The organism is Aeromonas australiensis (assembly GCF_000819725.1).
Lineage (GTDB): Bacteria > Pseudomonadota > Gammaproteobacteria > Enterobacterales > Aeromonadaceae > Aeromonas > Aeromonas australiensis.
The window spans coordinates 1-24,152 of the sequence record NZ_CDDH01000074.1; the positions used below are offsets into that span (position 1 = coordinate 1).

26 protein-coding genes are annotated in these 24,152 nt (G+C 58.3%); 5 read left to right on the forward strand and 21 right to left on the reverse strand.

The features are described 5' to 3' along the window. Positions 1 to 107 precede the first annotated feature (107 nt). From BN1117_RS13485 to BN1117_RS13510, 6 genes are read right to left on the reverse strand one after another with little or no spacing between them, the layout of a single operon-like run. Entirely contained in the window at positions 108 to 1,286 is a 1,179-nt protein-coding gene (locus BN1117_RS13485) for a tetratricopeptide repeat protein (RefSeq protein ID WP_040098166.1), read from the reverse strand. A gap of 2 nt (positions 1,287 to 1,288) precedes the next feature. Continuing rightward, on the reverse strand, positions 1,289 to 1,951 hold the full coding sequence (locus BN1117_RS13490) for an energy transducer TonB (RefSeq protein WP_040098168.1): 663 nt from the start codon (positions 1,949 to 1,951) through the stop codon (positions 1,289 to 1,291). Then, positions 1,948 to 2,349 (reverse strand): ExbD/TolR family protein, encoded by a 402-nt coding sequence (locus tag BN1117_RS13495; protein WP_040098170.1) that lies wholly within the window; start codon positions 2,347 to 2,349, stop codon positions 1,948 to 1,950. The genes BN1117_RS13490 and BN1117_RS13495 overlap by 4 nt, the downstream gene beginning before the upstream one ends. Continuing rightward, positions 2,346 to 2,876 carry a MotA/TolQ/ExbB proton channel family protein gene (locus BN1117_RS13500; RefSeq protein ID WP_040098172.1) on the reverse strand — a complete coding sequence of 177 codons (531 nt, stop codon included), beginning with the start codon at positions 2,874 to 2,876 and terminating at the stop codon, positions 2,346 to 2,348. The genes BN1117_RS13495 and BN1117_RS13500 overlap by 4 nt, the downstream gene beginning before the upstream one ends. Then, positions 2,873 to 4,177, reverse strand: coding sequence for a MotA/TolQ/ExbB proton channel family protein (locus tag BN1117_RS13505; protein WP_040098173.1), 1,305 nt, complete (start codon positions 4,175 to 4,177; stop codon positions 2,873 to 2,875). The genes BN1117_RS13500 and BN1117_RS13505 overlap by 4 nt, the downstream gene beginning before the upstream one ends. Continuing rightward, positions 4,174 to 4,935 (reverse strand): DUF3450 domain-containing protein, encoded by a 762-nt coding sequence (locus tag BN1117_RS13510; RefSeq protein ID WP_005357258.1) that lies wholly within the window; start codon positions 4,933 to 4,935, stop codon positions 4,174 to 4,176. Before BN1117_RS13510 ends, BN1117_RS13505 begins: the two co-directional genes overlap by 4 nt. A gap of 209 nt (positions 4,936 to 5,144) precedes the next feature. Here BN1117_RS13510 and BN1117_RS13515 point away from each other — a divergent pair, with 209 nt between their 5' ends. Next, positions 5,145 to 5,921 (forward strand): helix-turn-helix transcriptional regulator, encoded by a 777-nt coding sequence (locus BN1117_RS13515; protein ID WP_040098175.1) that lies wholly within the window; start codon positions 5,145 to 5,147, stop codon positions 5,919 to 5,921. Positions 5,922 to 5,995: 74 nt separating this feature from the next. Here the strand turns inward: BN1117_RS13515 and glmS are convergent, their stop codons facing one another. Both glmS and BN1117_RS13525 read right to left on the reverse strand, forming a co-directional pair. Beyond that, on the reverse strand, positions 5,996 to 7,828 hold the full coding sequence (glmS, locus tag BN1117_RS13520; protein ID WP_040098177.1) for a glutamine--fructose-6-phosphate transaminase (isomerizing): 1,833 nt from the start codon (positions 7,826 to 7,828) through the stop codon (positions 5,996 to 5,998). Between the two features lie 56 nt (positions 7,829 to 7,884). Further along, complete coding sequence (locus BN1117_RS13525; protein ID WP_040098179.1) at positions 7,885 to 8,658, reverse strand: DeoR/GlpR family DNA-binding transcription regulator; 774 nt, start codon at positions 8,656 to 8,658, stop codon at positions 7,885 to 7,887. A 122-nt stretch (positions 8,659 to 8,780) separates the two neighbouring features. Between BN1117_RS13525 and blrA the strand changes: the two genes are divergently transcribed. From blrA to creD, 4 genes are all read left to right on the forward strand, one after another. Next, entirely contained in the window at positions 8,781 to 9,455 is a 675-nt protein-coding gene (gene blrA, locus BN1117_RS13530) for a beta-lactam response regulator transcription factor BlrA (RefSeq protein WP_040098181.1), read from the forward strand. Then, positions 9,452 to 10,873 carry a beta-lactam sensor histidine kinase BlrB gene (blrB, locus tag BN1117_RS13535; RefSeq protein ID WP_040098182.1) on the forward strand — a complete coding sequence of 474 codons (1,422 nt, stop codon included), beginning with the start codon at positions 9,452 to 9,454 and terminating at the stop codon, positions 10,871 to 10,873. Before blrA ends, blrB begins: the two co-directional genes overlap by 4 nt. Before the next feature lie 78 nt (positions 10,874 to 10,951). Beyond that, entirely contained in the window at positions 10,952 to 11,746 is a 795-nt protein-coding gene (gene blaOXA / locus BN1117_RS13540) for an OXA-12 family class D beta-lactamase (RefSeq protein WP_040098185.1), read from the forward strand. A gap of 119 nt (positions 11,747 to 11,865) precedes the next feature. Then, a complete protein-coding gene (creD, locus tag BN1117_RS13545) occupies positions 11,866 to 13,194 on the forward strand; it encodes a cell envelope integrity protein CreD (RefSeq protein WP_040098187.1) in 1,329 nt (442 codons plus the stop codon). A gap of 70 nt (positions 13,195 to 13,264) precedes the next feature. On the opposite strand, the gene glmU is transcribed toward creD, so the two are convergent. The 13 genes from glmU to rsmG form a co-directional block, all read right to left on the reverse strand. Further along, positions 13,265 to 14,626: a bifunctional UDP-N-acetylglucosamine diphosphorylase/glucosamine-1-phosphate N-acetyltransferase GlmU gene (gene glmU / locus BN1117_RS13550; protein ID WP_040098189.1), complete on the reverse strand. Its 1,362-nt coding sequence runs from the start codon at positions 14,624 to 14,626 to the stop codon at positions 13,265 to 13,267. Between the two features lie 93 nt (positions 14,627 to 14,719). After that, positions 14,720 to 15,148, reverse strand: a complete 429-nt coding sequence (locus BN1117_RS13555) for a F0F1 ATP synthase subunit epsilon (protein ID WP_005339345.1) — start codon at positions 15,146 to 15,148, stop codon at positions 14,720 to 14,722. Positions 15,149 to 15,166: 18 nt separating this feature from the next. After that, positions 15,167 to 16,555 (reverse strand): F0F1 ATP synthase subunit beta, encoded by a 1,389-nt coding sequence (atpD, locus tag BN1117_RS13560; RefSeq protein ID WP_005342353.1) that lies wholly within the window; start codon positions 16,553 to 16,555, stop codon positions 15,167 to 15,169. A 33-nt stretch (positions 16,556 to 16,588) separates the two neighbouring features. After that, a complete protein-coding gene (gene atpG / locus BN1117_RS13565) occupies positions 16,589 to 17,455 on the reverse strand; it encodes a F0F1 ATP synthase subunit gamma (protein WP_040098191.1) in 867 nt (288 codons plus the stop codon). Positions 17,456 to 17,498: 43 nt separating this feature from the next. Further along, complete coding sequence (gene atpA / locus BN1117_RS13570) at positions 17,499 to 19,040, reverse strand: F0F1 ATP synthase subunit alpha (protein ID WP_040098193.1); 1,542 nt, start codon at positions 19,038 to 19,040, stop codon at positions 17,499 to 17,501. Between the two features lie 15 nt (positions 19,041 to 19,055). After that, positions 19,056 to 19,589: a F0F1 ATP synthase subunit delta gene (gene atpH / locus BN1117_RS13575; RefSeq protein WP_040098195.1), complete on the reverse strand. Its 534-nt coding sequence runs from the start codon at positions 19,587 to 19,589 to the stop codon at positions 19,056 to 19,058. Between the two features lie 13 nt (positions 19,590 to 19,602). Beyond that, positions 19,603 to 20,073 (reverse strand): F0F1 ATP synthase subunit B, encoded by a 471-nt coding sequence (gene atpF / locus BN1117_RS13580; protein WP_040098302.1) that lies wholly within the window; start codon positions 20,071 to 20,073, stop codon positions 19,603 to 19,605. 57 nt (positions 20,074 to 20,130) lie between these two features. Further along, positions 20,131 to 20,358 carry a F0F1 ATP synthase subunit C gene (atpE, locus tag BN1117_RS13585; protein ID WP_370881544.1) on the reverse strand — a complete coding sequence of 76 codons (228 nt, stop codon included), beginning with the start codon at positions 20,356 to 20,358 and terminating at the stop codon, positions 20,131 to 20,133. A gap of 40 nt (positions 20,359 to 20,398) precedes the next feature. Next, the gene (atpB, locus tag BN1117_RS13590) at positions 20,399 to 21,178 is read right to left on the reverse strand and encodes a F0F1 ATP synthase subunit A (RefSeq protein ID WP_040098199.1); all 780 of its coding nucleotides are present in this window, start codon (positions 21,176 to 21,178) and stop codon (positions 20,399 to 20,401) included. A gap of 8 nt (positions 21,179 to 21,186) precedes the next feature. Then, positions 21,187 to 21,618, reverse strand: coding sequence for an ATP synthase subunit I (locus BN1117_RS13595; RefSeq protein WP_223920157.1), 432 nt, complete (start codon positions 21,616 to 21,618; stop codon positions 21,187 to 21,189). A gap of 165 nt (positions 21,619 to 21,783) precedes the next feature. After that, a complete protein-coding gene (locus BN1117_RS13600; RefSeq protein ID WP_040098201.1) occupies positions 21,784 to 22,692 on the reverse strand; it encodes a ParB/RepB/Spo0J family partition protein in 909 nt (302 codons plus the stop codon). Then, complete coding sequence (locus BN1117_RS13605) at positions 22,689 to 23,492, reverse strand: ParA family protein (RefSeq protein WP_040098203.1); 804 nt, start codon at positions 23,490 to 23,492, stop codon at positions 22,689 to 22,691. Before BN1117_RS13605 ends, BN1117_RS13600 begins: the two co-directional genes overlap by 4 nt. 26 nt (positions 23,493 to 23,518) lie before the next feature. Beyond that, positions 23,519 to 24,145 carry a 16S rRNA (guanine(527)-N(7))-methyltransferase RsmG gene (gene rsmG, locus BN1117_RS13610; RefSeq protein ID WP_040098205.1) on the reverse strand — a complete coding sequence of 209 codons (627 nt, stop codon included), beginning with the start codon at positions 24,143 to 24,145 and terminating at the stop codon, positions 23,519 to 23,521. Positions 24,146 to 24,152: the final 7 nt, after the last annotated feature.

Sequence of the window (24,152 nt, forward strand, 5' to 3'; positions counted from 1 at the left end):
GGCGCATTATAGGGAGCCGCACCGGGATGACAAGGGCTTTTTGCAAAAATGCGTTCGTTTGCTGAAAAAGCGAACTAAACGCCCCGAAACAGCCCCTTAGCACCTCTTTACGCCGCTTTTTTGCTCAACTCTTCGCTTTGTGCCCGGATATAGTTGACCCAACTGGTTGCCTTCTGTTGCCAGTTATCCTGTTGCTGCAGCTCACGGGCCAGTTCCAGCGCCTGGGCATACTGCTCCTTATTAAGGTGTACCTGCACCAGCAACGCTTTGGCACGATTGCCTTGCTCGCCTTTTACCGACTTGATGGCGGCGAGCTGAGTCATGGCTGCGTCTGTCTTGCCCTGTTGCAGCAGCAGTTCGGCGGCGCGCATGGCGGCTTTGGGCTGACCGTGCTGGTTGGCGAGCTGCTGCCAGCTATCGACCGCTTGTGGCCACTCCCTGGCACCTTCCCACAATTGGGCCAGTAGTTGACGGTTTTCAGCACTTTGCTTCATCTGTCCCTTGGCCATGGCCGCTTCCAGCAGACGGGCACCACGATAAGGCAGCCCTTGCCAGGCATAGAGGCGGATCAGCTGATTACGGGCTGACGCGTCATCCATCAGTTTTCTGTCGATGGCGGTCTGCAGCAATGCCAACGCCTGATCACCACGTTTGGCGGAGAGGTTGAGCGAGACCGCCTGCTGCCACCATTTGCTCTCTTTGGGTTCGTGGCTGATCAACTCGGCCGCCTGATCGGCAGCCACGGCATAACGTTGCTGAGCGGTGAGGGCAGAGAGACGAATGATGGCGGCCTGCTTCTGCCAACCCTTCTTCAACAACTGTTCGCTCTGGCTGGCGGCATCACCGTACTGTTTGTTGTGGTAATAGAGTCCAGCCAGACGCAGGCGCAGTGCATCGTCTTGCTTGAGTGCCAGTGCTGCCTTGTAGCTGGCAATGGCACCAGACCAGTTGGATTGCTGGGCCTGAATATCGCCGCGCAGTCGCAGCAGCTGGAGCTGTTGTTGCTCGGGCCACTCTTTATAGGCAAGGGCCTGTTCGACATAACGGCTCGCCTGGTCGGTCTGTTGCAGATTGGCCGCCAGCGAGGCTTGCAGCTGCGCCAGCCAGGCACGCTCGGCATCGCTATTTGGCTTGAGGCCGGATGCCTTGCTCTGGGCTTGTTGCCACTGACCGGACTGATAGAGCTTCATCACGGGTTCAAGCTGACGGGAGAAGTGGGGGCTGACCTCCATCGCCAGACAGGCTTGGCTGACCAGGGCCAGCAGACAGATCCAGATCCGCAACATAGTTATGACTCCAGTTTGAATTTGAGGGTGATGACCTGTGGCAACGCATCTGTAGCACCCGGTCTTGGCTGATAGCGCCACTTGTTGATTGCCTGCATGGCCGCCCGCTCGAATTGGCGCTTTGGTTTGGCCTCCACCACTTCCACATCCTGCACACGCCCTTCGGCATTGACACTAAAGCGCAGGGTGACAAACCCCTCGATACCTGCCTGCTGGGCACGATAGGGGTAGACCGGCTCGATCCGTTGCAGTGGCATCAACATGTCGCCGACACCGATACCTGAACCCTGTTGCTGGCCGTGATAGTTGCCGCTCAACACCGGTGTCGTGCTGGTTGCCACGCCGGGGGCGTAGACCTGTACAGCGCTGAGGCTGGAAACCAGATCCAGACTCGGCTCAACGGCCGCCAAGGGGGCCGCGGCAGGCATCGGCAGCGGTGTCGAGGCTAATGCCGCGGGAGGCTCTGGCAAGGGTTCCGGCTCCTGCGGTACCGGACGCTCGCGCACCTGCACCTCGGTCACCTCATTTTGCATATTGATGACGATGGATTTTTGCTCGCTCGCCACCTTCTCACCTTTGGGTGGCTCCACCAACGTGGCCATAAACAGCAGGATGCCCAGACTGAGGGCAATCCCCAGCCCCAGGCTCATCAGCTTGTATTTCATTTCGGCGCCACCGCCACGGCGATATTGGCAATACCCGCCGCCTTGGCCTCATCCATCACCCGCACTACCTTGCCGTGGGGCACCCGCTCGTCGGCCTGGATCACCAGACTGGCATCGGGTTGCTCCGCCAGCAGACGGGCGATGGTGGCCTGAACCCGCTCCACATCGATCTGCTTGCGGTCGAGGAAGACCTGACCCTGAGCCCCGATCGCCAGCATGATGCTGGAGGATTTCTGCGCCTTCGCCTGACTGGCCTGGGGTCTGTGTACCTCGAGCCCGGCTTCGCGCACGAAAGAGGTGGTGACAATAAAGAAGATCAGCATGATGAACACGATATCCAGCATGGGGGTCATGTCGATCTGCACTTCGTCACGCTGGCGTTTGGATTGCCGTCTCATTGCATTACCTTCTCTTCTCGCAGGCCGTCCCGGGTCTTGGCCAGCGCACGCTTGGCCTGACTCTCGAGCCGACTGAGTAACAACACGCCGGAGAGCGCCACCACCATGCCTGCCATGGTGGGGATAGTGGCACGGGAGATCCCGCCCGCCATGCTCTCAGGGTTAAAGCGGTTGGCCACAGCCAACGCATCGAATACGCCGATCATGCCAGTCACTGTGCCCAGCAACCCCAGCATGGGGCAGAGCACCACCAGGGTGCGGATGAAGATCAGATGACGGTTGAGTTCCAGCTCCACCTGCGCCAGCCAGCGGCTGCGGATTGCCCGGGCGTGCCAGCTGTGGCGCTCGCTGCGAGCCTGCCAGCGGCCAAGCAACTGTTGCTGCAACGGGCCGAAACCCAGATTGAGGTAGAGCAGCCGCTCGATCATCAAAATCCACATCAGCACCAGCAGGGCCAGGATGACCCAGAGCACCGGGCCGCCACGGCCCATAAAGCTCTGCAACTGTTGCCAGATGTCGAGCATCATGCTGCTCGCTCCATCCCGTTGTTATTGCTCTCGGCGCGCTCGGCCAGAATGCCGGCTACTTGCTGCTCCAGCACATTGGAGAGCTCGGTGAAGCGCGATTGCAGCAGGCTATGGGCCAGGATCAACGGAATGGCAGCAATCAGACCTTGTACCGTGGTGACCAGTGCCATGGAGATGCCACCCGCCATGATCTTGGGATCGCCGGTACCAAACTGGGTGATCGCCTGGAAGGTGCCGATCATCCCGGTCACTGTACCGAGCAGACCCAGCATGGGGGCGATGGCCGCGATCACCTTGACCATGCCGATGCCGCGCTCCATGCGAGGAGTCTCCTGCAGGATCGCCTCATCAAGACGCAGCTCGAGGGTCTCCATGCTCAGCTCGGGGTGTTTGTCAGCCACCGTCAGTACCCGGCCGAGGGCGTTGTCGGCGTGATACTCGCCGCTCTTGAGCTGACTGCGCACCAGAGTCAGTTCGCGGGAGAGGCTCCACAGCCGCACCGCCGCAATTCCCAAACCGATGGCAGCCAGCAACACGATAATGGCGCCGACCTTGCCACCCTGCTGGACTTGCTGCCAGAAAGTGGGCGCCTGCGCCAGCATCGCCAGCAGCGTGCCATGAGAAGGATCCAGCGGCAGCGCTTCCCCTTCCTGACCCTGATAAGCCGCAACGGCAGAGAGCACGCTATTGGGCAGACCCAGTACCGGGCTCAAGCCTTCGGCGGTCGGCTGCAGGAAGCCTTCACTCCCCAGCAGGACAAAACTGCCAACCCGGGTCAGCGGCTGCTCGCTGGCAGCCCCCTGGGCATCGAGTACCTTGCTGTTGAACTGGGTAATCCGGCCAGATTCGCGGATCTCCTGCAGCAAAGTGGCGGGCAGCAGGGCGAGGGCGGCGCGATCCGGCACCTGTTTATCCTGCGCCATGGCTTTCAGCGGGGCGAGACGCTCCGGGTACTGGCCCTCGACGGCGGATTCGCTCAGCAGCTTGACCGCATCGCTGGCGCCCTGACGGGTGACCGCGAAGATCTCGTTCATGTCGCCGGAGGCTTGCTCCCACTGGGCGTTGAGCTCCACCAGCTGCTTCTCGTTGCTGGCGAACTTGCCGGCCAGCTCCTTGCTCAAGCGCTGGGCCTCGGCCAGTCTGGCGCGGGCAGTGCCGAGCTCCTTGGCAACGGTCGCCAGATCTTGCTGAGCCTGCTGTTCACGAGCCTGTTCCTGCTGCTGCCACTCATCGGCGACAGCGGCGTTGGTAGCGCAGGAGAGGGCAATAAGGAGGGGGAACCACTTCATGGTGACTCTCATGATTGGGCCTCCTGACTGCGGCTGACAGAGAGGGGGACATTGAGCAACTGGGGAACTTTCTTGTCGGCGGCCACATCCATCGCCTCGGCGATAGGGGAGAGCCACTGGCTGTCGAGGGCTTGCCACTGCTTCGCCTCGGCAGACCAGCGCCATGCCTGGCTGCGATCGGCCGTCATTGCCAGCAGGGAGACCCGACCCAGCGCCAGCACATCGACCCGACGCGGGGCACCATCCAGCTCCAGCTCGGCGGAATAGCTGTCCATCCGGCTGCCATATTCGGCTTCGATCTGATAGGCCTGCAGCAACTGACGGAATTTCTCCGCCTCGCTAACGTCTGCGCGGGCCAGGGTCGCTTTCAACTGTTCAACCCGCGCCAGCCGATCTTCCTTGCGCAGCGGGATGTCGTTTTGCACCAGCTGTTCCAGATCTGCCTGCATCTGCAACATCAGCGGGATCAAGCCCTGACGGGTCTCTTGCACCGCTTCCAGCTGCTGGCTCAATTTACCCAGCTCATTTTGCTGATCGGCCACCAGAGATTGCATGTAGCGGTTGTAGGCTTCGAGGTCACGCAATTGCAGCTGGGCGTTTTGCAGCTCCAGTCGTGCGGCAACGGCGGCATCGGCGGCTTTTTCCACCCGCTGCTGGGAGGCTTTCCCGGCAGCTATGCTGTTCTTGAGGGCGGGAGCAACAAGCTCATCCCCGATGGCAGCAAAGTGGACTGACAGTGGCAGCAGGGCCACACCCCATAATTTGTTCATTGAAATACATCTTACTAATGATAACTATTATCATTATCTCAAATGCAACGCAGACTGGCAACGAGAGGATTCTCTTGGCCTTTATGCACAAAAACAGGATAATTTTTAATCACGCACGGAATGAATGGTGCCAATCGCCACCACAAAAAGATAAATAACGAGAAAAATCTTTTCGATCAGTGTGATAGAGATCGATAAAGGAGAAAGTAATGCTCAACGATGCGATCTGGGAACATATAGACAAGTTCACCAAGGCAACAAAAACCAGCGATATCCAGCAACAGCTGGAGCGCTTCAGTCATCAAATGGGCTTTGATTACTTTCGGCTGCTGATTATTTTCCCCATCAGCATGCAAAAATCCCACGTGGCACTGTTCAACAACTGTCCGACCACCTGGTTTGACGCCTATAGCGAAAACCAGTATCTGACCCAGGATCCTGTGGTCTATCTGGGACTGAAACAGACCCAGCCGATCTTCTGGAACAAGCTCGACTGCGACTCGCCCTGGCTGCCCAGCGCCAGCCGTGATGTGATGAACCTGGCGGCCGATTTCGGGGTGCGCAATGGCGTCTCATTCCCACTGCACACCCCGCAGGGGGAGCACGGCATCCTCTCCTTCATCACCAAGGAGACATCCAACTCCGATCTGATGTTTGAAAATGTCCCGCTGCTGTCGTTCTGCGCCAGCTATATCTTCAACTCCGCGCTGCAACTTATCAAAAGCAGACCGGATATGATGAAATACCTGACCGAATTGTCGGATCGGGAGAAGGAGTGCCTGTTCTGGGCAAGCGAGGGCAAGACCTCATGGGAGATCGCTACCATCCTTGGTATTACTGAACGGACGGTTAACTTTCACCTGACCCAGGTGACCAACAAGACCGACTCGAAGAACCGCAGTCAGGCCATTGCCAAAGGGATCACCAGCGGCATCATAGTGCCCTCCCTCGACGAGGTCACCATCACCAACCTGCGGCTGTCGTAACCCCTCAGCCGAAACGAAAAGAGCCGCAATTGCGGCTCTTTTTCATTTTAGAAAGTAACTTAACAGATAGTGACTTACTCAACGGTCACCGATTTTGCCAGATTGCGCGGCTGATCCACATCGGTGCCCTTGATCAGAGCCACATGGTAAGAGAGCAGCTGCAGCGGCACGGTATAGACGATGGGGGCGATCAGCTCTTCAACATGGTTGAGGTTCATGACCCGCATGGTCTCGTCGCTCTTGAAGCCGGTATCGGCATCGGCGAACACGTAGAGGATACCGCCACGGGCCCGCACCTCTTCCACGTTGGACTTGAGCTTCTCCAGCAGATCGTTGTTCGGCGCCACCACAATGATGGGCATTTCGGCATCGATCAGCGCCAGCGGGCCGTGCTTCAGCTCGCCAGCGGCATAGGCTTCGGCGTGGATGTAGGAGATCTCTTTCAGCTTGAGCGCCCCCTCCATAGCGATGGGGTACTGGCTGCCACGGCCGAGGAACAGGCTGTGCTGCTTGTCGGCAAACTCTTCGGCCAGGGTTTCGATATCCTTGGCCAGCGCCAGACTCTCTTTAATACGCAGCGGCAGGGCTTGCAGCGCCTTGACCAATTCAGCCTCAGCGACGGCGCTCAGGTTGCCACGGCAGTGACCGACCGAGGCCACCAGCATCAGCAGGCCAGCCAGCTGGGTGGTGAACGCCTTGGTGGAGGCCACCCCGATTTCTGCCCCCGCGCGGGTCATAAAGGCCAGATCCGATTCACGCACCAGCGAAGAGCCCGGCACGTTGCAGATAGCCAGCGAGCTCATGTAGCCGGATTCCTTGGCCAGACGCAGGGCGGCCAGGGTATCGGCGGTCTCGCCGCTCTGGGAGAGGGTCACCAGCAGGCTGTTGGGACGCACTACCGATTTGCGATAGCGGAACTCGGAGGCGATCTCCACATCGCAGGAGACGCCAGCGATCTCTTCGAACCAGTAGCGAGCCACCATGCCGGAGTGATAGGAGGTGCCGCAGGCGACGATCTGCACGTGCTCGACCTTGTCAAAGATGGCGCGGGCACCGTTGCCGAACGATTCGACCACCACGTGATCGCTGCCCAGACGCCCTTCCAGGGTATTGGTGATCGCTTTGGGTTGCTCGTGGATCTCTTTGAGCATGTAGTGACGGTATTCACCCTTGTCACCAGCATCGTGGGAGAGTTCGGACTCCTGCTCTTCACGCACCACGGCATTGCCGTTGGTATCGAAGATGTGCACGTCGCGGCGGGTCACTTCAGCCACATCCCCCTCTTCCAGGAAGATGAAACGGCGGGTCACCGGCAGCAGCGCCATCTGGTCGGAGGCGATAAAGTTCTCGCCGATACCGCGGCCGATCACCAGCGGTGAACCGGAGCGGGCCACCACCACGCGGCTGTCGTCGCGGCTGTCCATTACCACGGTACCGTAGGCACCGCGCAGCTGCTTCACCGCCGTCTGCATGGCCGCCAGCAAGCTGGGGGCGGATTTCAGCTCGTGATGGACCAGATGGGCGATCACCTCGGTATCGGTGTCGGAGCTGAACACATAGCCCAGCGCCTTGAGCTCTTCCCGCAGCACTTCGTGGTTCTCGATGATGCCGTTGTGCACCACCACGATATGCTCGGAGACGTGGGGGTGGGCGTTGCGCTCGGAGGGTTCACCGTGAGTGGCCCAGCGGGTATGGGCAATACCGGTACCGCCGTGGACAGACTGCTCGTCGAGCGCCTTGGCCAGCTCGGCCACCTTGCCCAGACGGCGAACCCGCTGCAGCGGCTGGCTGGCGCTGAACACGGCCACACCAGCAGAGTCATAACCGCGGTACTCCAGACGGCGCAGGCCTTCTACCAGAATTTCAGCCACATCACGTTGGGCAACAGCCCCGACGATGCCACACATACACTTCTCCTTGAGATGCAAATCGTAAAGTCAGTTGGATGGTTCAGAGCTCGATGTCAGCAAGTGACCGGGGCGCAGATAAGCGTCACCCCCTGGGCTTGAATCTGTTCTCTGGCCTCGCTGGCCAGCCCCTCGTCGGTCACCAGGGTATGGATGCTCGACCAGGGAAGTTCGAGATTGGGGATCTTGCGGCCGATCTTCTCCGATTCGACCATCACAATGACCTCCCGCGATACCTCGGCCATGACCCGCGACAAGCCCACCAGCTCGTTGAAGGTGGTGGTGCCACGCTCCGGGTCGATGCCGTCGGCACCGATAAAGAGCTGGTCGAAGTCGTAGGAGCGCAGCACCTGTTCTGCCACCTGGCCCTGGAAGGATTCGGAGTGAGGGTCCCAAGTGCCGCCAGTCATTAACAGGGTAGGCTCATTTTCCAGCTCGCGCAGGGCGCCGGCCACATTGAGGGAGTTGGTCATCACGATGAGGCCGCGCTTGTTGCCCAGCATAGGGATCATGGCCCTGGTGGTACTGCCGCTGTCGATGATGACGCGGTTGTGATCACGCAGCCGCTCGGCCGCCGCACGGGCAATGGCTAGCTTTCGGTTCGAAACTTGTTCAGGATTGGCCTCGACCACCATCTCGCTCGGCAAAGGGACGGCGCCACCGTAACGGCGCAGCAGCAGACCACCGGTCTCCAGTACGGCAAGATCTTTACGGATGGTCACTTCGGAGGTAGAAAAGTGTTTGGCGAGGGCGTCGACACTTACTTCACCCTGCTCTTGTACCAGGGTGACTATGGTGTGGCGGCGTTGTTGAGTATTACGTTTGGTCATCTTTAAGTTTCGATTCGAAAGAACATCGAAATATTAGTCCCTTTTTCGGAAAAATAAAACAGCAAATAGGATCCGATTTGGTTCGATGCCAGAATGGAGTGCCTATTTGCGACGAGGATGCCATGCAAAAGAGAGCCATCTGGCTGGTGGAAGATGAAGCCAGCATCGCCGACACCCTGATTTACGCCCTGCAGACCGACGGGTTCGAGGTGGAGTGGTTCACCCTTGGCCAGCAACTGTTGAGCCGGTTAGCCCAAAGCCAGCCCGACTTTCTGATCCTCGATGTAGGGCTGCCCGACATCAGCGGCTTCGAACTCTGCAAGCAGGTGAGGGCGCAGACCGATATTCCCCTGATGTTTCTCACCGCCCGCAGCGAGGAGATAGACCGGCTGATCGGGCTGGAGATCGGTGCCGACGACTATGTGGCCAAACCCTTCTCGCCACGGGAGGTATGTGCCCGGGTGCGGGTCATCCTGCGCCGCAGCCAACCCACAGCCCCCCAACCCAGCGCCCTGCTGGTACTGGATGAGGAGCGGGCCCGCATCCATTTTCGCGGCCAACCGCTGGCCCTCACCCGCTACGAATATCTGCTGCTCAAGACCCTGATGCAGGCGCCGGGGCGGGTCTACTCCCGCCAACAGCTGATGGATCTGGTGTGGCAGGATGCCGAAGAGAGCCTGGATCGCACCGTCGACACCCACGTCAAGACCATCCGCGCCAAGCTGCGAGAGCGGGATCCCGAGGCCAACCTGATCCTTACCCATCGCGGGCTGGGCTACAGCCTGGAGCTGGCATGAGACTCGGACTGCAACTGCTGTGCGGCCTGCTGCTGATCTTCGCGCTGGCCGCCTGGTTCGTGCTGGAGATCTTCGTCGAGGAGATCAAACCCGGGGTGCGCAGCGCCACCGAGGATACTCTGGTAGACATGACCCAGCTGCTGGCGCCGCTCGCCCTCGATGATCTGCAAGAGGGCAATATGATGAACGGGCGGCTGGCCAGCGCCTTCGCCCGCCTCAACCAGAATCCCATCAATGCGATGATCGATGGCCACCTCAAGCAGCAGGCGGAGTACCGCATCTATGTCACTGACCAGAAGGGCATGGTGATTTACGACTCCGACGGCACGGATCTGGGCAAAGACTATTCCCGCTGGAACGATGTCTACCGCACCCTGCGCGGCCAGTATGGCGCCCGCAGCACCCGCACCGATCCCGAGGATGCCGCCAGCTCGACCATGTATGTGGCGGCGCCGCTGCGGGAAGGGGCCGAGATCATCGGCTCCCTCACCGTCGCCAAACCCAATCGCACCCTGATGCCCGCCATCGAGCGGGGGGAACAGGAACTACTGCGGGCCGGCGGCCAGATGCTGCTCATCTCGCTGCTGGTCGGCAGCCTGCTGGTGTGGTGGCTCAACCGCGCCATCGGCAAGCTGGTGCACTACGCCGACTCGGTCAGCAAGGGGGAGGCGGCACAATTACCACGGCTGCACACCGTCGAGCTGGATCGGCTCGGCCGCTCGCTGGAGACCATGCGCCACCAGCTCGATGGCAAGAGTTACATCGAGGACTACGTCCACAGCCTGACCCACGAGCTCAAGAGCCCGCTGGCCGCCATTCGCGGGGCAGGGGAGATCCTGGCCGAAACGCCGCCCCCCGAAGTCGCCAAACGCTTTATCGGCAACATCAATCTGGAAACCGCCCGCATGCAGCAGCTGATCGAGCGAATGCTGCAACTGGCGCGACTGGAGTCTGGGCAGGGGCTGGATCGCCAATCGGTAGAACCGGCGAAGCTCGGCAGACGAGCACTTGATGCTCGCCAGATTGTCGCCCAGCGCCGTCAGGTGGCGCTGGTAGCCGAGTTAGCCAGCGCACCGAAACAGAAGTGGGACCCGCTGCTGGTGGAACAGGCCATCGGCAACCTGCTGGATAACGCCATCGACTTCTCTCCCGCCAACGGGCAGGTCACCCTGAGCGGCAGCCAGCTGGAGGAGGGTTACTGTTTTCGGGTCACCGACTGCGGCCCCGGCATTCCAGACTACGCCCTGCCACGGATCTTCGAACGCTTCTACTCCCTGCCGCGCTCGGACAAGGGCAAGAGCAGCGGTCTGGGGCTCAGTTTCGCCCATGAGGTGGCCCACCAGCATGGTGGCCGTCTGACCCTCGCCAATCGGCCGGAAGGAGGCGCGCTGGCGGAACTCTGGCTGCCGCTCATCTAGCAACGGTCACTTCACATTCACCACACAGAGCGGCGCTATCCTGTCGCTCTTTCACTTACCAACCCAAGGAATCGCCCCATGTCTCGCCTGCTTCTCTCCAGCCTGCTGGCTACCGGTCTGCTCTGTGCAGTGCCGGCCTCCGCCGCCAGCGGCTGCTTTCTCTATGCCGACGGCAACGGCCAGACCCTCTCCAGCGAAGGGGATTGCTCCAGCCAGCTGCCACCCGCGTCCACCTTCAAGATCCCGCTCGCGCTGATGGGTTACGACAGCGGCTATCTGGTGGATGAAGCGCATCCGGCCCTGCCCTACAAGCCGAACTACGATGGCTGGCTGCCCGCCTGGCGCGAAACCACTACCCCGCGCCGCTGGCAAACCTACTCTGTGGTCTGGTTCTCCCAGCAGCTCACCGAATGGCTGGGGATGGCGCGCTTCCAGCAATACGTCGACCGCTTCGACTACGGCAACCGGGATCTTTCCGGCAACCCGGGCAAACATGACGGTCTGACCCAGGCCTGGCTCAGCTCCAGCCTCGCCATCAGTCCACAGGAGCAGGCTCGCTTCCTCGGCAAGATGCTCAGCGGCAAGCTGCCGGTCTCGGCGCAAACCCTGCAATACACCGCCAATATCCTCAAGGTGAGCGAGATCGACGGCTGGCAGATCCACGGCAAGACCGGCATGGGCTACCCGAAGAAGCTGGATGGCAGCCTCAATCGCGATCAGCAGATCGGCTGGTTCGTCGGCTGGGCCAGCAAACCGGGCAAGCAGCTGATCTTCGTTCATACCGTGGTGCAGAAGCCTGGCAAGCAGTACGCCTCCATCAAGGCGAAAGAAGAGGTGTTGGCCGCCCTGCCCGAGAAGCTGAAGGGCCTGTAATTTCTCCTGAAATCGGCGCAATGCCGGTTTTTTATCCCCCTTCACCGCCACTTCACATAAGCCCATCACCACTTCACGCCGGGCTGACAGACTCACTCCATCCAACAAGGAGACGTGTCATGGTCAAACAGATATTTACCCACAAGATCTTTCTACTGCTGTTGCTCAGCCTGCTGTTGATGGTGCCGGTGCAATCCATCATGGAGCTCAACCGGGAGCGTCAGGCCTACCGCAGTCAGGCCATTCACAGCATCATGGCCAGCAGCAGCGGCCCGCAGCGACTGCTGGGGCCCATCCTGGTACAGCCCTATACCCGCTCGGTGACGGTCGAACAGGAGGGCAAACGCTTCGTCCGTCAGGAGCAGATCTACCGCTACCTGCTGCCGGAGCAACTGGATATCAAGGCCAATATGGAGGTCACCCCGCGCAAACTCGGCATCTATCAGGCGCAGGTCTATCAGACCCGCCTCACCCTCTCCGGTCGTCTGCCGACAACTGCTCAACTACAAGAGAGCACGCCGCTCGCAGGGGATGACAAGCTGGTGGCGGGCAAACCCTACCTGAGCCTGGTGCTCTCCGATGCTCGCGGTATCAACAGCGTCCCCGAATTGCTACTCGGCACCCAGCGGATCCCGTTTGCCCCCGGCGCCCGCCTCGGTGATGCGCTGGCGGGTATCCATGCCCCGCTCGACAACCTGCCGCAACAGGATGGCACCTTCCATCTGGAGCTCAATCTGCAGGGGATGAACGCCCTCGACATAGTACCGCTGGGCAAGGAGAGCACCTTGCTGCTGGCGGGCAACTGGCCCCACCCCAACTTTATCGGTGACTTTCTGCCGGGCAGTCGCACCCTGAGCCCACAAGGGTTTGAGGCCAACTGGCAAACCAGCTGGTTCGCCAGCGACATGGAGACCCGCTTCAACCGGATGATGAACGGGGGCGATAGCAATCTCTCCACCTTCAGCGTCAGTCTGGTGCAGCCGGTGGATAACTATCAGCTCAACGAACGGGCGGCCAAGTATGCTCTGCTCTTCATCGGCCTCACCTTTATCAGCTTCTTTATGTTCGAGCTGCTCAAGGGGCTGCGGGTTCACCCGATCCAGTACGCGCTGGTGGGCATGGGGCTGGCTATCTTCTATCTGGTGCTGCTGGCCCTGACCGAGCACCTCGGCTTTGGCTGGGCCTATCTGGTAGCCGCGCTGGCCAGCGTGCTGCTCAACGGCTTCTACCTCAGTCATGTGCTGGGTGGCCCGAAGCAGGGGATCGGCTTCGCTGCGCTGCTCGGGCTGGTCTATGCCATCCTCTACAGCCTGCTGCAGGCCGAAGAGATCGCCTTGCTGCTCGGTGCCCTGCTGTTGTTCGCCACCCTGGCGCTGATCATGATGCTGACCCGCAAGCTCGACTGGTATCAGGTGATGGACTACAGCTCCCCAACCATCGACCAGTGACCCCAGCCATAAGTCATAAGCCAAAAAAACCGGCGCCATCAGGCGCCGGTTCTATTTTATTGATCGGGCATCACTTCTTCTTGACCGGGCGAGCCCAGTTCTTGATATGGCGCTGGGGTACCCGGGTGATCACCAGCTCGTTCTCGGCCACATCCTTGGTGATGGTGGAACCCGCCCCCAAGGTCGCACCCTTGCCAATACGCACCGGCGCCACCAGCTGGGTGTCGGAACCGACAAATACATCATCTTCGATGATGGTCTGGAACTTGTTCACGCCGTCATAGTTGCAGGTGATGGTACCGGCACCGATATTCACCTTGGCACCCACCTCGGCATCCCCCAGATAGGTGAGGTGACCACACTTGGAACCAACCCCCAGCCGGGCCTTCTTCATCTCGACGAAGTTGCCAACGTGGGCATCCTGTTCCAGCACGGCACCCGGGCGCAGACGGGCAAACGGGCCGACCGAGCACTGATCCGCCACTTGAGCCCCTTCAACGATGGAGTAGGGCTTCACTTCAGTGTGATCGCCGATCACGCAATCCTTCAGCACGGCACCGGCACCGATACGAACATGGTTGCCGAGGGTTACCTTGCCTTCGATGATGACGTTGACGTCGATCACCACCTCTTCACCGATCTCGAGGGTTCCGCGCAGATCGAAGCGGGCCGGGTCGATCAAGGTAGCACCGGCGATCATCAGCTTCTCGGCCTGCATCTGTTGGTAGCTGCGCTCAAGGGCAGCCAGCTGGACCCGGTTGTTGGCCCCTTCCACCTCGGCGGCACGCTCCGGATGGACGGCAGCGATGGGGCAGCCATCGCCGTGCGCCATGGCGATCACGTCGGTCAGGTAGAACTCGCCCTGGGCATTCTTGTTGTCCAAGCGGGACAGCCAGCTGCGCAACTGACCGCCGTTGGCCACCAGCACGCCGGTATTCACCTCACGGATCGCCAGCTGTTCGGTATTGGCATCCTTCTGCTCGACGATACCGACCACCTGACCGTTTTCACGGACGATGCGGCCATAGCCGGTGGGGTTGTCCAGCACCACGGTCAGCAGAGCCATGCCATCGCTTGCCTTGGCAGCCAGCAGTCGTTGCAGGGTCTCGGGCTGGATCAGCGGGGTATCGCCGTAGAGCACCAGCACGTCGTCTTCATCCTGCCAGAACGGGATGGCCTGGGCGACGGCGTGACCGGTCCCCAACTGCTGCGCCTGCAGTACCCAGTTAACATCAGCCGCCACGATCCGCTCTTGCAGCAGCTCGGCACCGTGGCCATAGACCAGATGAAGCTGCTCGGCACCGACCTGACGGGCAGTATCGATCACATGGGAAACCATGGGTTTGTTGGCTACCGGGTGCAGTACCTTGGGCAGGGAAGAGCGCATGCGGGTACCTTTACCCGCAGCCAGGATCACGACGTTGAGGGACATAAATTGGCCTTTGGAACATGAGAAATACTCGGCGGAGTCTATCCAACGGGTAAAAAAAAAGCGACCCGAAGGTCGCTTTTTACATCACCGTTATTAGCGGTAATTCTTTTTGACGATATCGATGACTCGCAGTTGAGCCATCGCCTTGGCCAGCTCGGTGGCGGCCTGGGCGTAGTCGATATCACCATGGGAGCTGTGGATCCGCTCTTCGGCTGCGCGCTTGGCTTCCTGGGCTTTCGCCTCATCCAAGTCGTCAGCACGAATCGCAGTGTCCGCCAGCACGGTCACGGATTCAGGTTGTACTTCCAGCATACCGCCGGAGATGTACAGCACCTCTTCAGTTCCGTTCTGCTTCACCAAGCGGACCAGGCCCGGCTTGATGGCAGTCAGCAACGGAGCATGACCGTGGCGGAGACCCAACTCACCTTCGGAGCCTGATACCTGAGCGGATTGCACGCGACCGGAAAACAGTTTTCCTTCGGCGCTCACCACATCCAGGTGAAAGGAGATCATCTCTGCCATGGGCCCTCCTGTCGAGGCTTACAGTTTCTTGGATTTCTCGACGACTTCGTCGATACCGCCAACCATGTAGAACGCCTGCTCGGGCAGATCGTCATACTCGCCTTTCAGGATGCCCTGGAAACCACGGATGGTCTCTTTCAGCGGCACGTATTTACCCGGAGAACCGGTAAACACTTCTGCTACGAAGAACGGCTGGGACAGGAAACGCTCGATCTTACGGGCACGGGCTACGGTCAGTTTGTCTTCTTCTGACAGTTCATCCATACCCAGGATGGCGATGATGTCCTTCAGCTCTTTGTAGCGCTGCAGTACGGTCTGAACGCCACGAGCGGTCTCGTAGTGCTCTTTGCCAACCACCAGCGGATCCAGCTGACGAGAGGTAGAGTCCAGCGGGTCAACGGCCGGGTAGATACCCAGTGCCGCGATCTGACGGGACAGTACCACGGTCGCATCCAGGTGGGCGAAGGTGGTCGCCGGAGACGGGTCAGTCAAGTCATCCGCAGGCACGTAAACGGCCTGTACGGAGGTGATGGAACCGGTCTTGGTGGAGGTGATACGTTCTTGCAGAACACCCATCTCCTCGGCCAGGGTCGGCTGGTAACCTACTGCAGAGGGCATACGGCCCAGCAGTGCAGATACCTCAGTACCGGCCAGGGTGTAACGGTAGATGTTGTCCACGAAGAACAGCACGTCACGACCTTCGTCACGGAACTTCTCGGCCATGGTCAGGCCGGTCAGCGCAACGCGCAGACGGTTTCCGGGCGGCTCGTTCATCTGACCGTAAACCAGAGATACTTTGTCCAGTACGTTGGACTCCATCATCTCGTGGTAGAAGTCGTTACCCTCACGGGTACGCTCACCTACACCGGCGAACACAGAGTAACCACTGTGCTCGATCGCGATGTTACGGATCAGCTCCATCATGTTTACGGTTTTGCCTACACCGGCACCACCGAACAGACCAACCTTACCACCCTTGGCGAACGGGCATACCAGGTCGATAACCTTGATGCCGGTCTCCAGCAGATCGTTGCTGTTGGACTGATCTTCGTAGCTGGGGGCAGCGCGGTGGATAGACCAGCACTCTTCTTCACCGATCGGACCTTTTTCGTCGATTGGCTCGCCCAGTACGTTCATGATCCGACCCAGAGTCGCAGTACCGACCGGAACCTGGATGGATTTACCGCTATTCACTACTTCCAACCCACGACGCAGACCGTCGGAGGAGCCCATGGTGATGCAACGAACGACGCCGCCACCGATCTGTTGCTGCACTTCCAGCACCAGACCCTGGCCTTGACCTTCGCTAACGACCTTCAGTGCATCGTACACCTGGGGCACGGCATCCTGCGGGAACTCGATGTCCACCACAGCGCCGATGATTTGGACGATGAAACCGTTACTCATGTCAAATCCTCTAAACCTTTGATAACCCTTGCCTTACACCGCAGCAGCACCGGATACGATCTCTGTCAGCTCCTGGGTGATACTGGCCTGACGGGCCTTGTTGTATACCAGTTGCAGATCGTTAATCAGGTTACCGGCGTTGTCAGTCGCGGCTTGCATGGCAACCATTCGGGCTGCCTGTTCACTTGCCAAGTTTTCCACTACACCCTGGTAGACCTGAGACTCGACATAACGAATCAGCAGGGTATCCAGCAGCTTCTTGGGATCCGGCTCATAGAGGTAATCCCAGTGGTGTTTCTTGGCGAGTTTGCTGTCTTCAGTTACGGGCAAAGGCAGCAGTTGATCGACCCGTGGTTGCTGCACCATGGTGTTGACGAACTTGTTGTACACCAGATACAGCTTGTCAATCTCACCGTTGTCGTAAGCCTTCAGCATGACCTTGACTGAACCAATCAGGTCATTGACGCTCGGGCTATCGCCCAGTCCTGCGACATGAGCTTTCACCTTGGCGCCGTGCCGCTCAAAGAAGTTGGAGGCCTTGTTACCGATCAGTGCCAAGTCAACCTTGGCTCCTTTCTCGCTCCATTGCTTCATATCATTGAGGGCAGCCTTGAACAGGTTGATGTTCAGACCACCACACAGGCCACGGTCGGTGGAGACGACGATGTAACCCACTCGCTTGACCTCACGTTCGATGAGGTAGGGGTGCTTGTATTCCAAGTTCCCCTGAGCGATATGGCCGATCACCTTGCGCATGGTTTCAGCGTACGGACGGCTGGCAGACATGCGTTCCTGCGCACGGCGCATCTTGCTTGCTGCCACCATTTCCATAGCGCCGGTGATCTTCTGAGTGTTTTTCACACTCCCGATCTTGTTACGTATCTCTTTTGCGCCGGCCATCTCTTACTCTCCATCAAGTGGCAGCTCACGCTGCCACACACGCTTACCAGGTCTGGGTTGCTTTGAAGCTATCCAGCAACGCAGTCAGCTTGCCAACGATCTCGTCGTTGTAGTCTGCCTTGGCATTGATTTCAGCCATCAGCGAACCATGCTGGGTATTGGCGTAAGAGAGCAGAGCGGCTTCGAAGTCGACGATCTTGTTCAGCTCGACATCGGAGAGATAGCCTTTCTCGGCGGCGAACAGCACCAGAGACTGGTGAGCCACGCTCAGCGGAGAGTACTGCTTCTGCTTCATCAGCTCGGTCACTTTCACACCGTGATCCAGCTGCTTGCGAGTCGCTTCGTCCAGATCGGAAGAGAACTGTGCGAATGCCGCCAGTTCGCGATACTGGGCCAGCGCGGTACGGATACCACCGGACAGCTTCTTGACGATCTTGGTCTGAGCAGCACCACCTACACGGGATACAGAGATACCCGGGTCAACCGCCGGACGAATACCGGAGTTGAACAGCTGTGACGTCAGGAAGATCTGACCATCGGTGATGGAGATCACGTTGGTCGGAACGAACGCAGATACGTCACCCGCCTGGGTTTCGATGATCGGCAGCGCGGTCAAAGAACCGGTCTGGCCTTTCACGGCACCATTGGTGAACTTCTCTACGTACTCGGCGTTAACGCGAGCAGCACGCTCCAGCAGACGGGAGTGCAGATAGAAAACGTCACCCGGGTAGGCTTCACGTCCTGGCGGACGGCGCAGCAGCAGGGAGATCTGGCGATAAGCTACGGCCTGCTTGGACAGGTCATCATAGATGATCAGCGCGTCTTCACCGCGGTCACGGAAGTACTCACCCATGGAGCAACCGGCATAGGGAGCCAGATACTGCAGGGCAGCGGCTTCGGAGGCAGAAGCAACAACGACGATGGTGTTGGCCAGGGCGCCATGCTCTTCCAGCTTGCGCACCACGTTGGCGATAGTGGAGGCCTTCTGGCCAATCGCAACGTAAACACACTTAATGCCGGAGTCTTTCTGGTTGATGATGGTGTCGATCGCGATAGCGGTCTTGCCCACCTGACGGTCACCGATGATCAGCTCACGCTGGCCACGACCGATAGGGATCATGGCATCGATGGCTTTCAGACCGGTCTGGACCGGCTGGTCAACAGACTTACGCTCGATAACGCCCGGGGCAATCACTTCGATCGGCGAGAAGCCGTCGTTGTCGATCGGACCTTTACCGTCGATCGGCTGACCCAGGGTGTTCAACACCCGGCCCAACAGACCACGACCTACCGGCACTTCCAGAATACGGCCAGTGCCTTTTACTTTCATTCCTTCTGACAGACCGTCATAGGAACCCATAATCACCGCACCGACGGAGTCACGCTCCAGGTTCAATGCCAGAGCGTAGCGGTTGCCCGGCAGCTCGATCATCTCACCCTGCATGGCATCAGCCAGGCCGTGAATACGAATGATACCGTCGCTCACAGAGACGATAGTACCTTCGTTACGCGCTTCGCTCTTTACATCAAACTGCGCAATGCGCTGCTTGATCAGCTCGGCGATTTCAGTGGAATTCAGTTGCATGCTCTAATACCCCAATCAAGATTGCAGCGCGTCAGCCATGCGATCCAGCTTACCGCGGACTGTGCCGTCGATTACCAGATCACCGGCCTTGATGAGCACCCCGGCCATCAAGGACGCATCGATGCTGCAATTCAGCTTCACTTTGCGCGCGAGACGTTGTTCCAGAGAAGCCTGAATATTGGCTTTCTGCTGGTCGGTCAGTTCGATCGCCGAAATCACGTCAGCCTGAACTTCTTTATCCAGTTCAGCCTTGAACGCGACAAATTCAGCAACGACCGCCGGCAGCACACCCAAGCGACCATTCTCGGCCATCACCCGGATCAGGTTCTGGCCATGCTCGTCGAGCTGCTCGCCGCAGACACTCACAAACAATTTTGCAAGCTCTTCAGCAGCCATGGAGCCGTTTACCAGTTCACGAATCGTCTCGTTCTCTGCCACTTGGGCAGCAAAATCGAGCATCCCCAGCCACTGGTCAACCGCCTTGTGCTCAACGGCAAACTCGAAAGCAGCCTTGGCGTAGGGGCGAGCGATTGTAGTCAGTTCAGACATAGCCCCGTTCCCGTTACAGTTCTGCTACCAGTTTGTCGACGATGTCGCTGTTGGCAGCCTGGTCGATTTGACGCGCCAGGATCTTCTCTGCACCCGCGATGGCAAGAGCAGCAACCTGCTTACGCAGTTCTTCTTTGGCGCGATGACGTTCAGCTTCGATCTCGGCACGTCCCTGAGCCAGGATTTTTTCCCGCTCAGACTGGGCACCAGCGGCAGCTTCATCAATGATCTGAGCTTTACGTTTGTTAGCCTGTTCAATGATTTCAGCAGCCTGCTGCTTGGCTTCTTTCAGCTGATCGGTGGCGTTGGCCTTGGCCAAATCCAGATCTTTCTTGGCACGTTCGGCAGAAGAGAGGCCGTCAGCAATAGTTTTCTGACGAGCTTCGATGGCTGCCATCAGCGGCGGCCATACAAACTTCATGCAGCACCAGACAAAAATAATGAAAGCAATTGTCTGGCCAAGGAGGGTGGCGTTGATACTCACAACCAAGACCTCTCTATGTGAAATTTAAAAAGAAAGTGACAACAACCGCATCACTTATCAGGCTGCAACACCGAAGATCAGGTACAGAGCCATACCAACCACGATCATCGGGATAGCATCAACCAGACCCATTACGATGAAGAAGTTGGTACGCAGGATAGGCATCAGGTCAGGCTGGCGAGCAGCACCTTCCAGGAACTTGCCACCCAGCAGAGAGATACCGATAGCGGCACCGACAGCGGCCATACCCAGCATGATTGCAGCGGCGAAGTAAATCATTTCCATCTTTATAATCTCCAAACTAGAGCGAGTAAACGTAACAGGATTAATGGTCTTCACTGGCCATCGACAAATAGACGATGGTCAACACCATGAAGATAAAGGCTTGCAGAGTAATTACCAGAACGTGGAACAGCGCCCAAGGCACGCTAAGCAGCCATTGGGACCACCACGGTAGCAGACCAGCGATCAGGATAAACACCAGTTCACCGGCATACATGTTACCAAACAGTCGCAAACCCAAAGAGATGGGCTTGGAGAGCAGGGTAACCAACTCCAGCGCGAGGTTAACAGGTATCAGTGCCCAGTGATTGAAAGGATTGAGAGTCAACTCTTTCGCAAAACCCGAGACACCTTTCATCTTGATACTGTAAATAATGATCAAGGCGAAGACACCCAAGGCCATGGACATGGTGATGTTAACATCGGCGGAAGGAACTACTCGCAAGTAGGGGATGCCCAGCACTTGTGCTGTGTAGGGCAGGTAGTCAACCGGGATAAGATCCATCAGGTTCATCAGGAAAACCCAGATGAACACGGTCAGAGCCAGCGGAGCAATCAGCCGGTCCTTACCGTGGAAGATACCCTTGACGGTGTCATCCACAAACTCGACAACCATTTCTACAAAACACTGCAGTTTGCCTGGCACACCGCTGGTCGCCGTAGCGGCAACTTTACGGAATATCCAGATAAACAGAGCGCCGAGGACAACGGAAAATATCATGGAGTCGATATTTACCGCCCAGAACCCCGAACCCACTTGCAGATGGTGCAGGTGGTGGGAGATGTATCCCTGAGTAGTCAGGGCTTCTCCGGTTGCAGCCATGAGTTTTCCTAGTAGCGGTTATTGAGAACGATCGTAATGACCCATTGGAAACACAAGGAAAGTGCATAAGTGACATAGAGCGGAAGATGCTCCAACTCCACGTTCGTGAGAACAACCACAAAAAGTGCGACTGTACTTACCAGCTTAATCCCTGCGCCAACATAAAAATCCCACAACACCCAACCCGCACTCCCGGGGCCAAGTTGTCTATTCAGAGCAAAAAGACTGAACAGCAGTTGTGGAATCAGATATATCCCTCCCCCATAGAGGGAAGAATATCCGGCCGGAACTCCTTTCAGGTAAACCCATGCTGAGCTCACAGCCAGGATCAGAAGCAGCTGGCAACCCAAGATAGCCAAGGCAAGAGTCAATCCTTTCCAGGCTTCTCTTCGATACACCATACTCCCCCTGAACATTACAGAACTGTAAAAATCGAACATTGATATCAACGATTCAACAGCTCTTAAAGCCGGTCAAATTATACCCTTGAAGGCGGCTATTGCAATATGACAAAAATCCTTAATTTTTGCGGCCTTCGGCGCTAAATTCAGGTTCTGTACATATCAAAAGTAATGGATGTTTTATTACTACAAAAAGCGTAAAAATCACGATTCTGACACGCCAAAATAGCCCAATATACGGTCCAAATCTGACAAATTCTCGTAACTTATTACTAACTTCCCGCTATCCCGCTTGCCAGGCTGAAGTTGCACCTGATTGCCAATTTTTTCTGCCAGTTGGCGCTCCAGGTAGCCGAACTGCGGATCGCGGACCTGTTCGACCCTCTCTCTTGCCGGTTCGAGCGCTTTTTGCACCAGCTTCTCGGTATCGCGCACAGTCAACCCTTTCTGGGCAACCAGCTTGGCCAGTTCGGACTGGGCCTGGCCGCTCAGGGCCAGCAGGGCACGGGCATGGCCCATGTCGAGGTCGCCATGCTCGACGAAACGCTTCACGTCGTCGTTGAGCTGATTGAGACGCAGCAGGTTAGTCACCGTGGTGCGGGACTTGCCCACCGCCTCGGCCACCTGCTGGTGGGTGAGTTCGAATTCGGTCAGCAGTCTTTGTAAAGCGACCGCCTCTTCGATGACATTGAGGTCTTCCCGCTGAATATTCTCAATCAGCGCGATGGCGACGGCTGCCTCGTCGGGCACATCCTTGACGATGCAGGGCACCACTTCGAGACGCGCCAGCTGGGATGCGCGCCAGCGCCGCTCACCAGCAATGATTTCGAAGGATTGTTCGCCGAGAGGGCGTACCACGATGGGCTGGATCACCCCCTGGGCGCGGATGGAATTGGCAAGCTCTTCCAGTGCATCCTGGGACATATCCTTGCGGGGCTGGTACTTGCCGGACTGCAACCACTCCACCGGCAGCTTGCGCAGCTCGGTCTGATGGGCTGGAAGCATGGCCTCTTCAGTACGTTGATCGCTCATCACCTGTTTCTGGCGGGCAGCCGTGCTGGTACTGAGCAGGGCATCCAGCCCCTTGCCCAGTCCACGTTTTTTCGGAGTCATATGCTCTCTCGGTCTGCGATGGTCGCCTGACGCTCCTGCTCCTGGCGGCGCAGGATCTCGCCAGCCAGAGCCAGGTAGGCCTTGGCGCCCACCGATGATTTGTCATAGTGCATGGCCGGGGCACCGAAACTCGGGGCCTCAGCCAGTCTAACGTTGCGGGGAATGATGGTGCGGTAGACTTTGTCGCCAAAGTGCTGTTTTAGCTGATCGGACACATCATTGGCCAGCCGGTTGCGATGATCGAACATGGTGCGCAGCACCCCTTCGATCTTGAGCTCCGGATTGACCACGGCGGCCAGCTTGCTGATGGTGTCAACCAGGGCGGTGAGCCCCTCCAGCGCGTAGTATTCGCACTGCATGGGCACCAGCACAGAGTCGGCGGCGGCCATGGCGTTTACAGTCAGCATGTTGAGAGAGGGCGGGCAGTCGATGAAGACGTAGTCGTATTTGTCCCGCACCGAGGCCAGCGCATTGCGCAGGCGAATTTCGCGGGCGAAAAATTCCATCAGACGGATTTCGGCCGCGGTCACGTCGGCGTTGGCGGCGATCAGGTGATAGCCCCCTGAGGTTTCGGGGATGATCACTTCACTGATGGGGGCATCCTCGATCAGCAGCTCATAGGCAGTGCGCTCGACGTCATACTTGTCGACACCACTACCCATGGTGGCATTGCCCTGCGGATCCAGATCGATCACCAGCACCTTGCGCCGGGTGGCAGCCATGGAGGCGGCCAGGTTCACACAAGTGGTGGTTTTACCCACCCCACCCTTCTGGTTGGCTATGGCGATGACTTTTCCCACACGATCCCCTAAATGAAACTGCGCCCCTATTCGGGCTGGATATGTTTGAATTCCAGCAGATGACGTTCGCCTTCCAGCTCCGGCACCCGCAACTCATGACAGGCTACCAGACGGATATTGGCAGGCAACTGGGCCAGCTCCTGCTCGGGATATTGTCCCTTGAGTGCCAGGAAGCAACCCTGTTCTGACGGCAGGTGGTGACACCAGCTCAGCATGTCCTCCAGCGAGGCAAATGCCCGACTCAGTACACCATCAAACCCCACCTCAGGTTGATACTCTTCAACCCGGGATTTGACCGGCGTCACATTGGTCAGGCCCAGCTCCTGGATCACCTGACGAATGAAGTTAATCCGCTTGCCCAGACTGTCGAGCAGCACAAACTGCTTGTCCGGATTGATGATCGCCAGTGGCAATCCCGGCAGGCCGGGACCTGTCCCCACATCGATGAAGCGCTCACCATGCAAGTGGGGGCTTACCACCAGGCTATCGAGGATATGCTTGACCAGCATGGCGTCCGGATCTCGCACCGAGGTGAGATTGTAAGCCTTGTTCCACTTGTGCAGCAACTCGACCAACTGCACCAGTTGGCTCTTTTGGGTATCGGTGATAACAATTTCGGCCTGCTTGAGCAGGCCGTTCAATCTTTGCAACATGGGATTC

What these genes read in the sequence shown, in the direction of transcription:
- BN1117_RS13485 (WP_040098166.1), bottom strand. Translation starts at nt 1,286, where the DNA reads ATGTTGCGGATCTGGATCTGTCTGCTGGCCCTGGTCAGCCAAGCCTGT.
- BN1117_RS13490 (WP_040098168.1), bottom strand. Translation starts at nt 1,951, where the DNA reads ATGAAATACAAGCTGATGAGCCTGGGGCTGGGGATTGCCCTCAGTCTG.
- BN1117_RS13495 (WP_040098170.1), bottom strand. Translation starts at nt 2,349, where the DNA reads ATGAGACGGCAATCCAAACGCCAGCGTGACGAAGTGCAGATCGACATG.
- BN1117_RS13500 (WP_040098172.1), bottom strand. Translation starts at nt 2,876, where the DNA reads ATGATGCTCGACATCTGGCAACAGTTGCAGAGCTTTATGGGCCGTGGC.
- BN1117_RS13505 (WP_040098173.1), bottom strand. Translation starts at nt 4,177, where the DNA reads ATGAGAGTCACCATGAAGTGGTTCCCCCTCCTTATTGCCCTCTCCTGC.
- BN1117_RS13510 (WP_005357258.1), bottom strand. Translation starts at nt 4,935, where the DNA reads ATGAACAAATTATGGGGTGTGGCCCTGCTGCCACTGTCAGTCCACTTT.
- BN1117_RS13515 (WP_040098175.1), top strand. Translation starts at nt 5,145, where the DNA reads ATGCTCAACGATGCGATCTGGGAACATATAGACAAGTTCACCAAGGCA.
- glmS (WP_040098177.1), bottom strand. Translation starts at nt 7,828, where the DNA reads ATGTGTGGCATCGTCGGGGCTGTTGCCCAACGTGATGTGGCTGAAATT.
- BN1117_RS13525 (WP_040098179.1), bottom strand. Translation starts at nt 8,658, where the DNA reads ATGACCAAACGTAATACTCAACAACGCCGCCACACCATAGTCACCCTG.
- blrA (WP_040098181.1), top strand. Translation starts at nt 8,781, where the DNA reads ATGCAAAAGAGAGCCATCTGGCTGGTGGAAGATGAAGCCAGCATCGCC.
- blrB (WP_040098182.1), top strand. Translation starts at nt 9,452, where the DNA reads ATGAGACTCGGACTGCAACTGCTGTGCGGCCTGCTGCTGATCTTCGCG.
- blaOXA (WP_040098185.1), top strand. Translation starts at nt 10,952, where the DNA reads ATGTCTCGCCTGCTTCTCTCCAGCCTGCTGGCTACCGGTCTGCTCTGT.
- creD (WP_040098187.1), top strand. Translation starts at nt 11,866, where the DNA reads ATGGTCAAACAGATATTTACCCACAAGATCTTTCTACTGCTGTTGCTC.
- glmU (WP_040098189.1), bottom strand. Translation starts at nt 14,626, where the DNA reads ATGTCCCTCAACGTCGTGATCCTGGCTGCGGGTAAAGGTACCCGCATG.
- BN1117_RS13555 (WP_005339345.1), bottom strand. Translation starts at nt 15,148, where the DNA reads ATGGCAGAGATGATCTCCTTTCACCTGGATGTGGTGAGCGCCGAAGGA.
- atpD (WP_005342353.1), bottom strand. Translation starts at nt 16,555, where the DNA reads ATGAGTAACGGTTTCATCGTCCAAATCATCGGCGCTGTGGTGGACATC.
- atpG (WP_040098191.1), bottom strand. Translation starts at nt 17,455, where the DNA reads ATGGCCGGCGCAAAAGAGATACGTAACAAGATCGGGAGTGTGAAAAAC.
- atpA (WP_040098193.1), bottom strand. Translation starts at nt 19,040, where the DNA reads ATGCAACTGAATTCCACTGAAATCGCCGAGCTGATCAAGCAGCGCATT.
- atpH (WP_040098195.1), bottom strand. Translation starts at nt 19,589, where the DNA reads ATGTCTGAACTGACTACAATCGCTCGCCCCTACGCCAAGGCTGCTTTC.
- atpE (WP_370881544.1), bottom strand. Translation starts at nt 20,358, where the DNA reads ATGGAAATGATTTACTTCGCCGCTGCAATCATGCTGGGTATGGCCGCT.
- atpB (WP_040098199.1), bottom strand. Translation starts at nt 21,178, where the DNA reads ATGGCTGCAACCGGAGAAGCCCTGACTACTCAGGGATACATCTCCCAC.
- BN1117_RS13595 (WP_223920157.1), bottom strand. Translation starts at nt 21,618, where the DNA reads ATGTTCGATTTTTACAGTTCTGTAATGTTCAGGGGGAGTATGGTGTAT.
- BN1117_RS13600 (WP_040098201.1), bottom strand. Translation starts at nt 22,692, where the DNA reads ATGACTCCGAAAAAACGTGGACTGGGCAAGGGGCTGGATGCCCTGCTC.
- rsmG (WP_040098205.1), bottom strand. Translation starts at nt 24,145, where the DNA reads ATGTTGCAAAGATTGAACGGCCTGCTCAAGCAGGCCGAAATTGTTATC.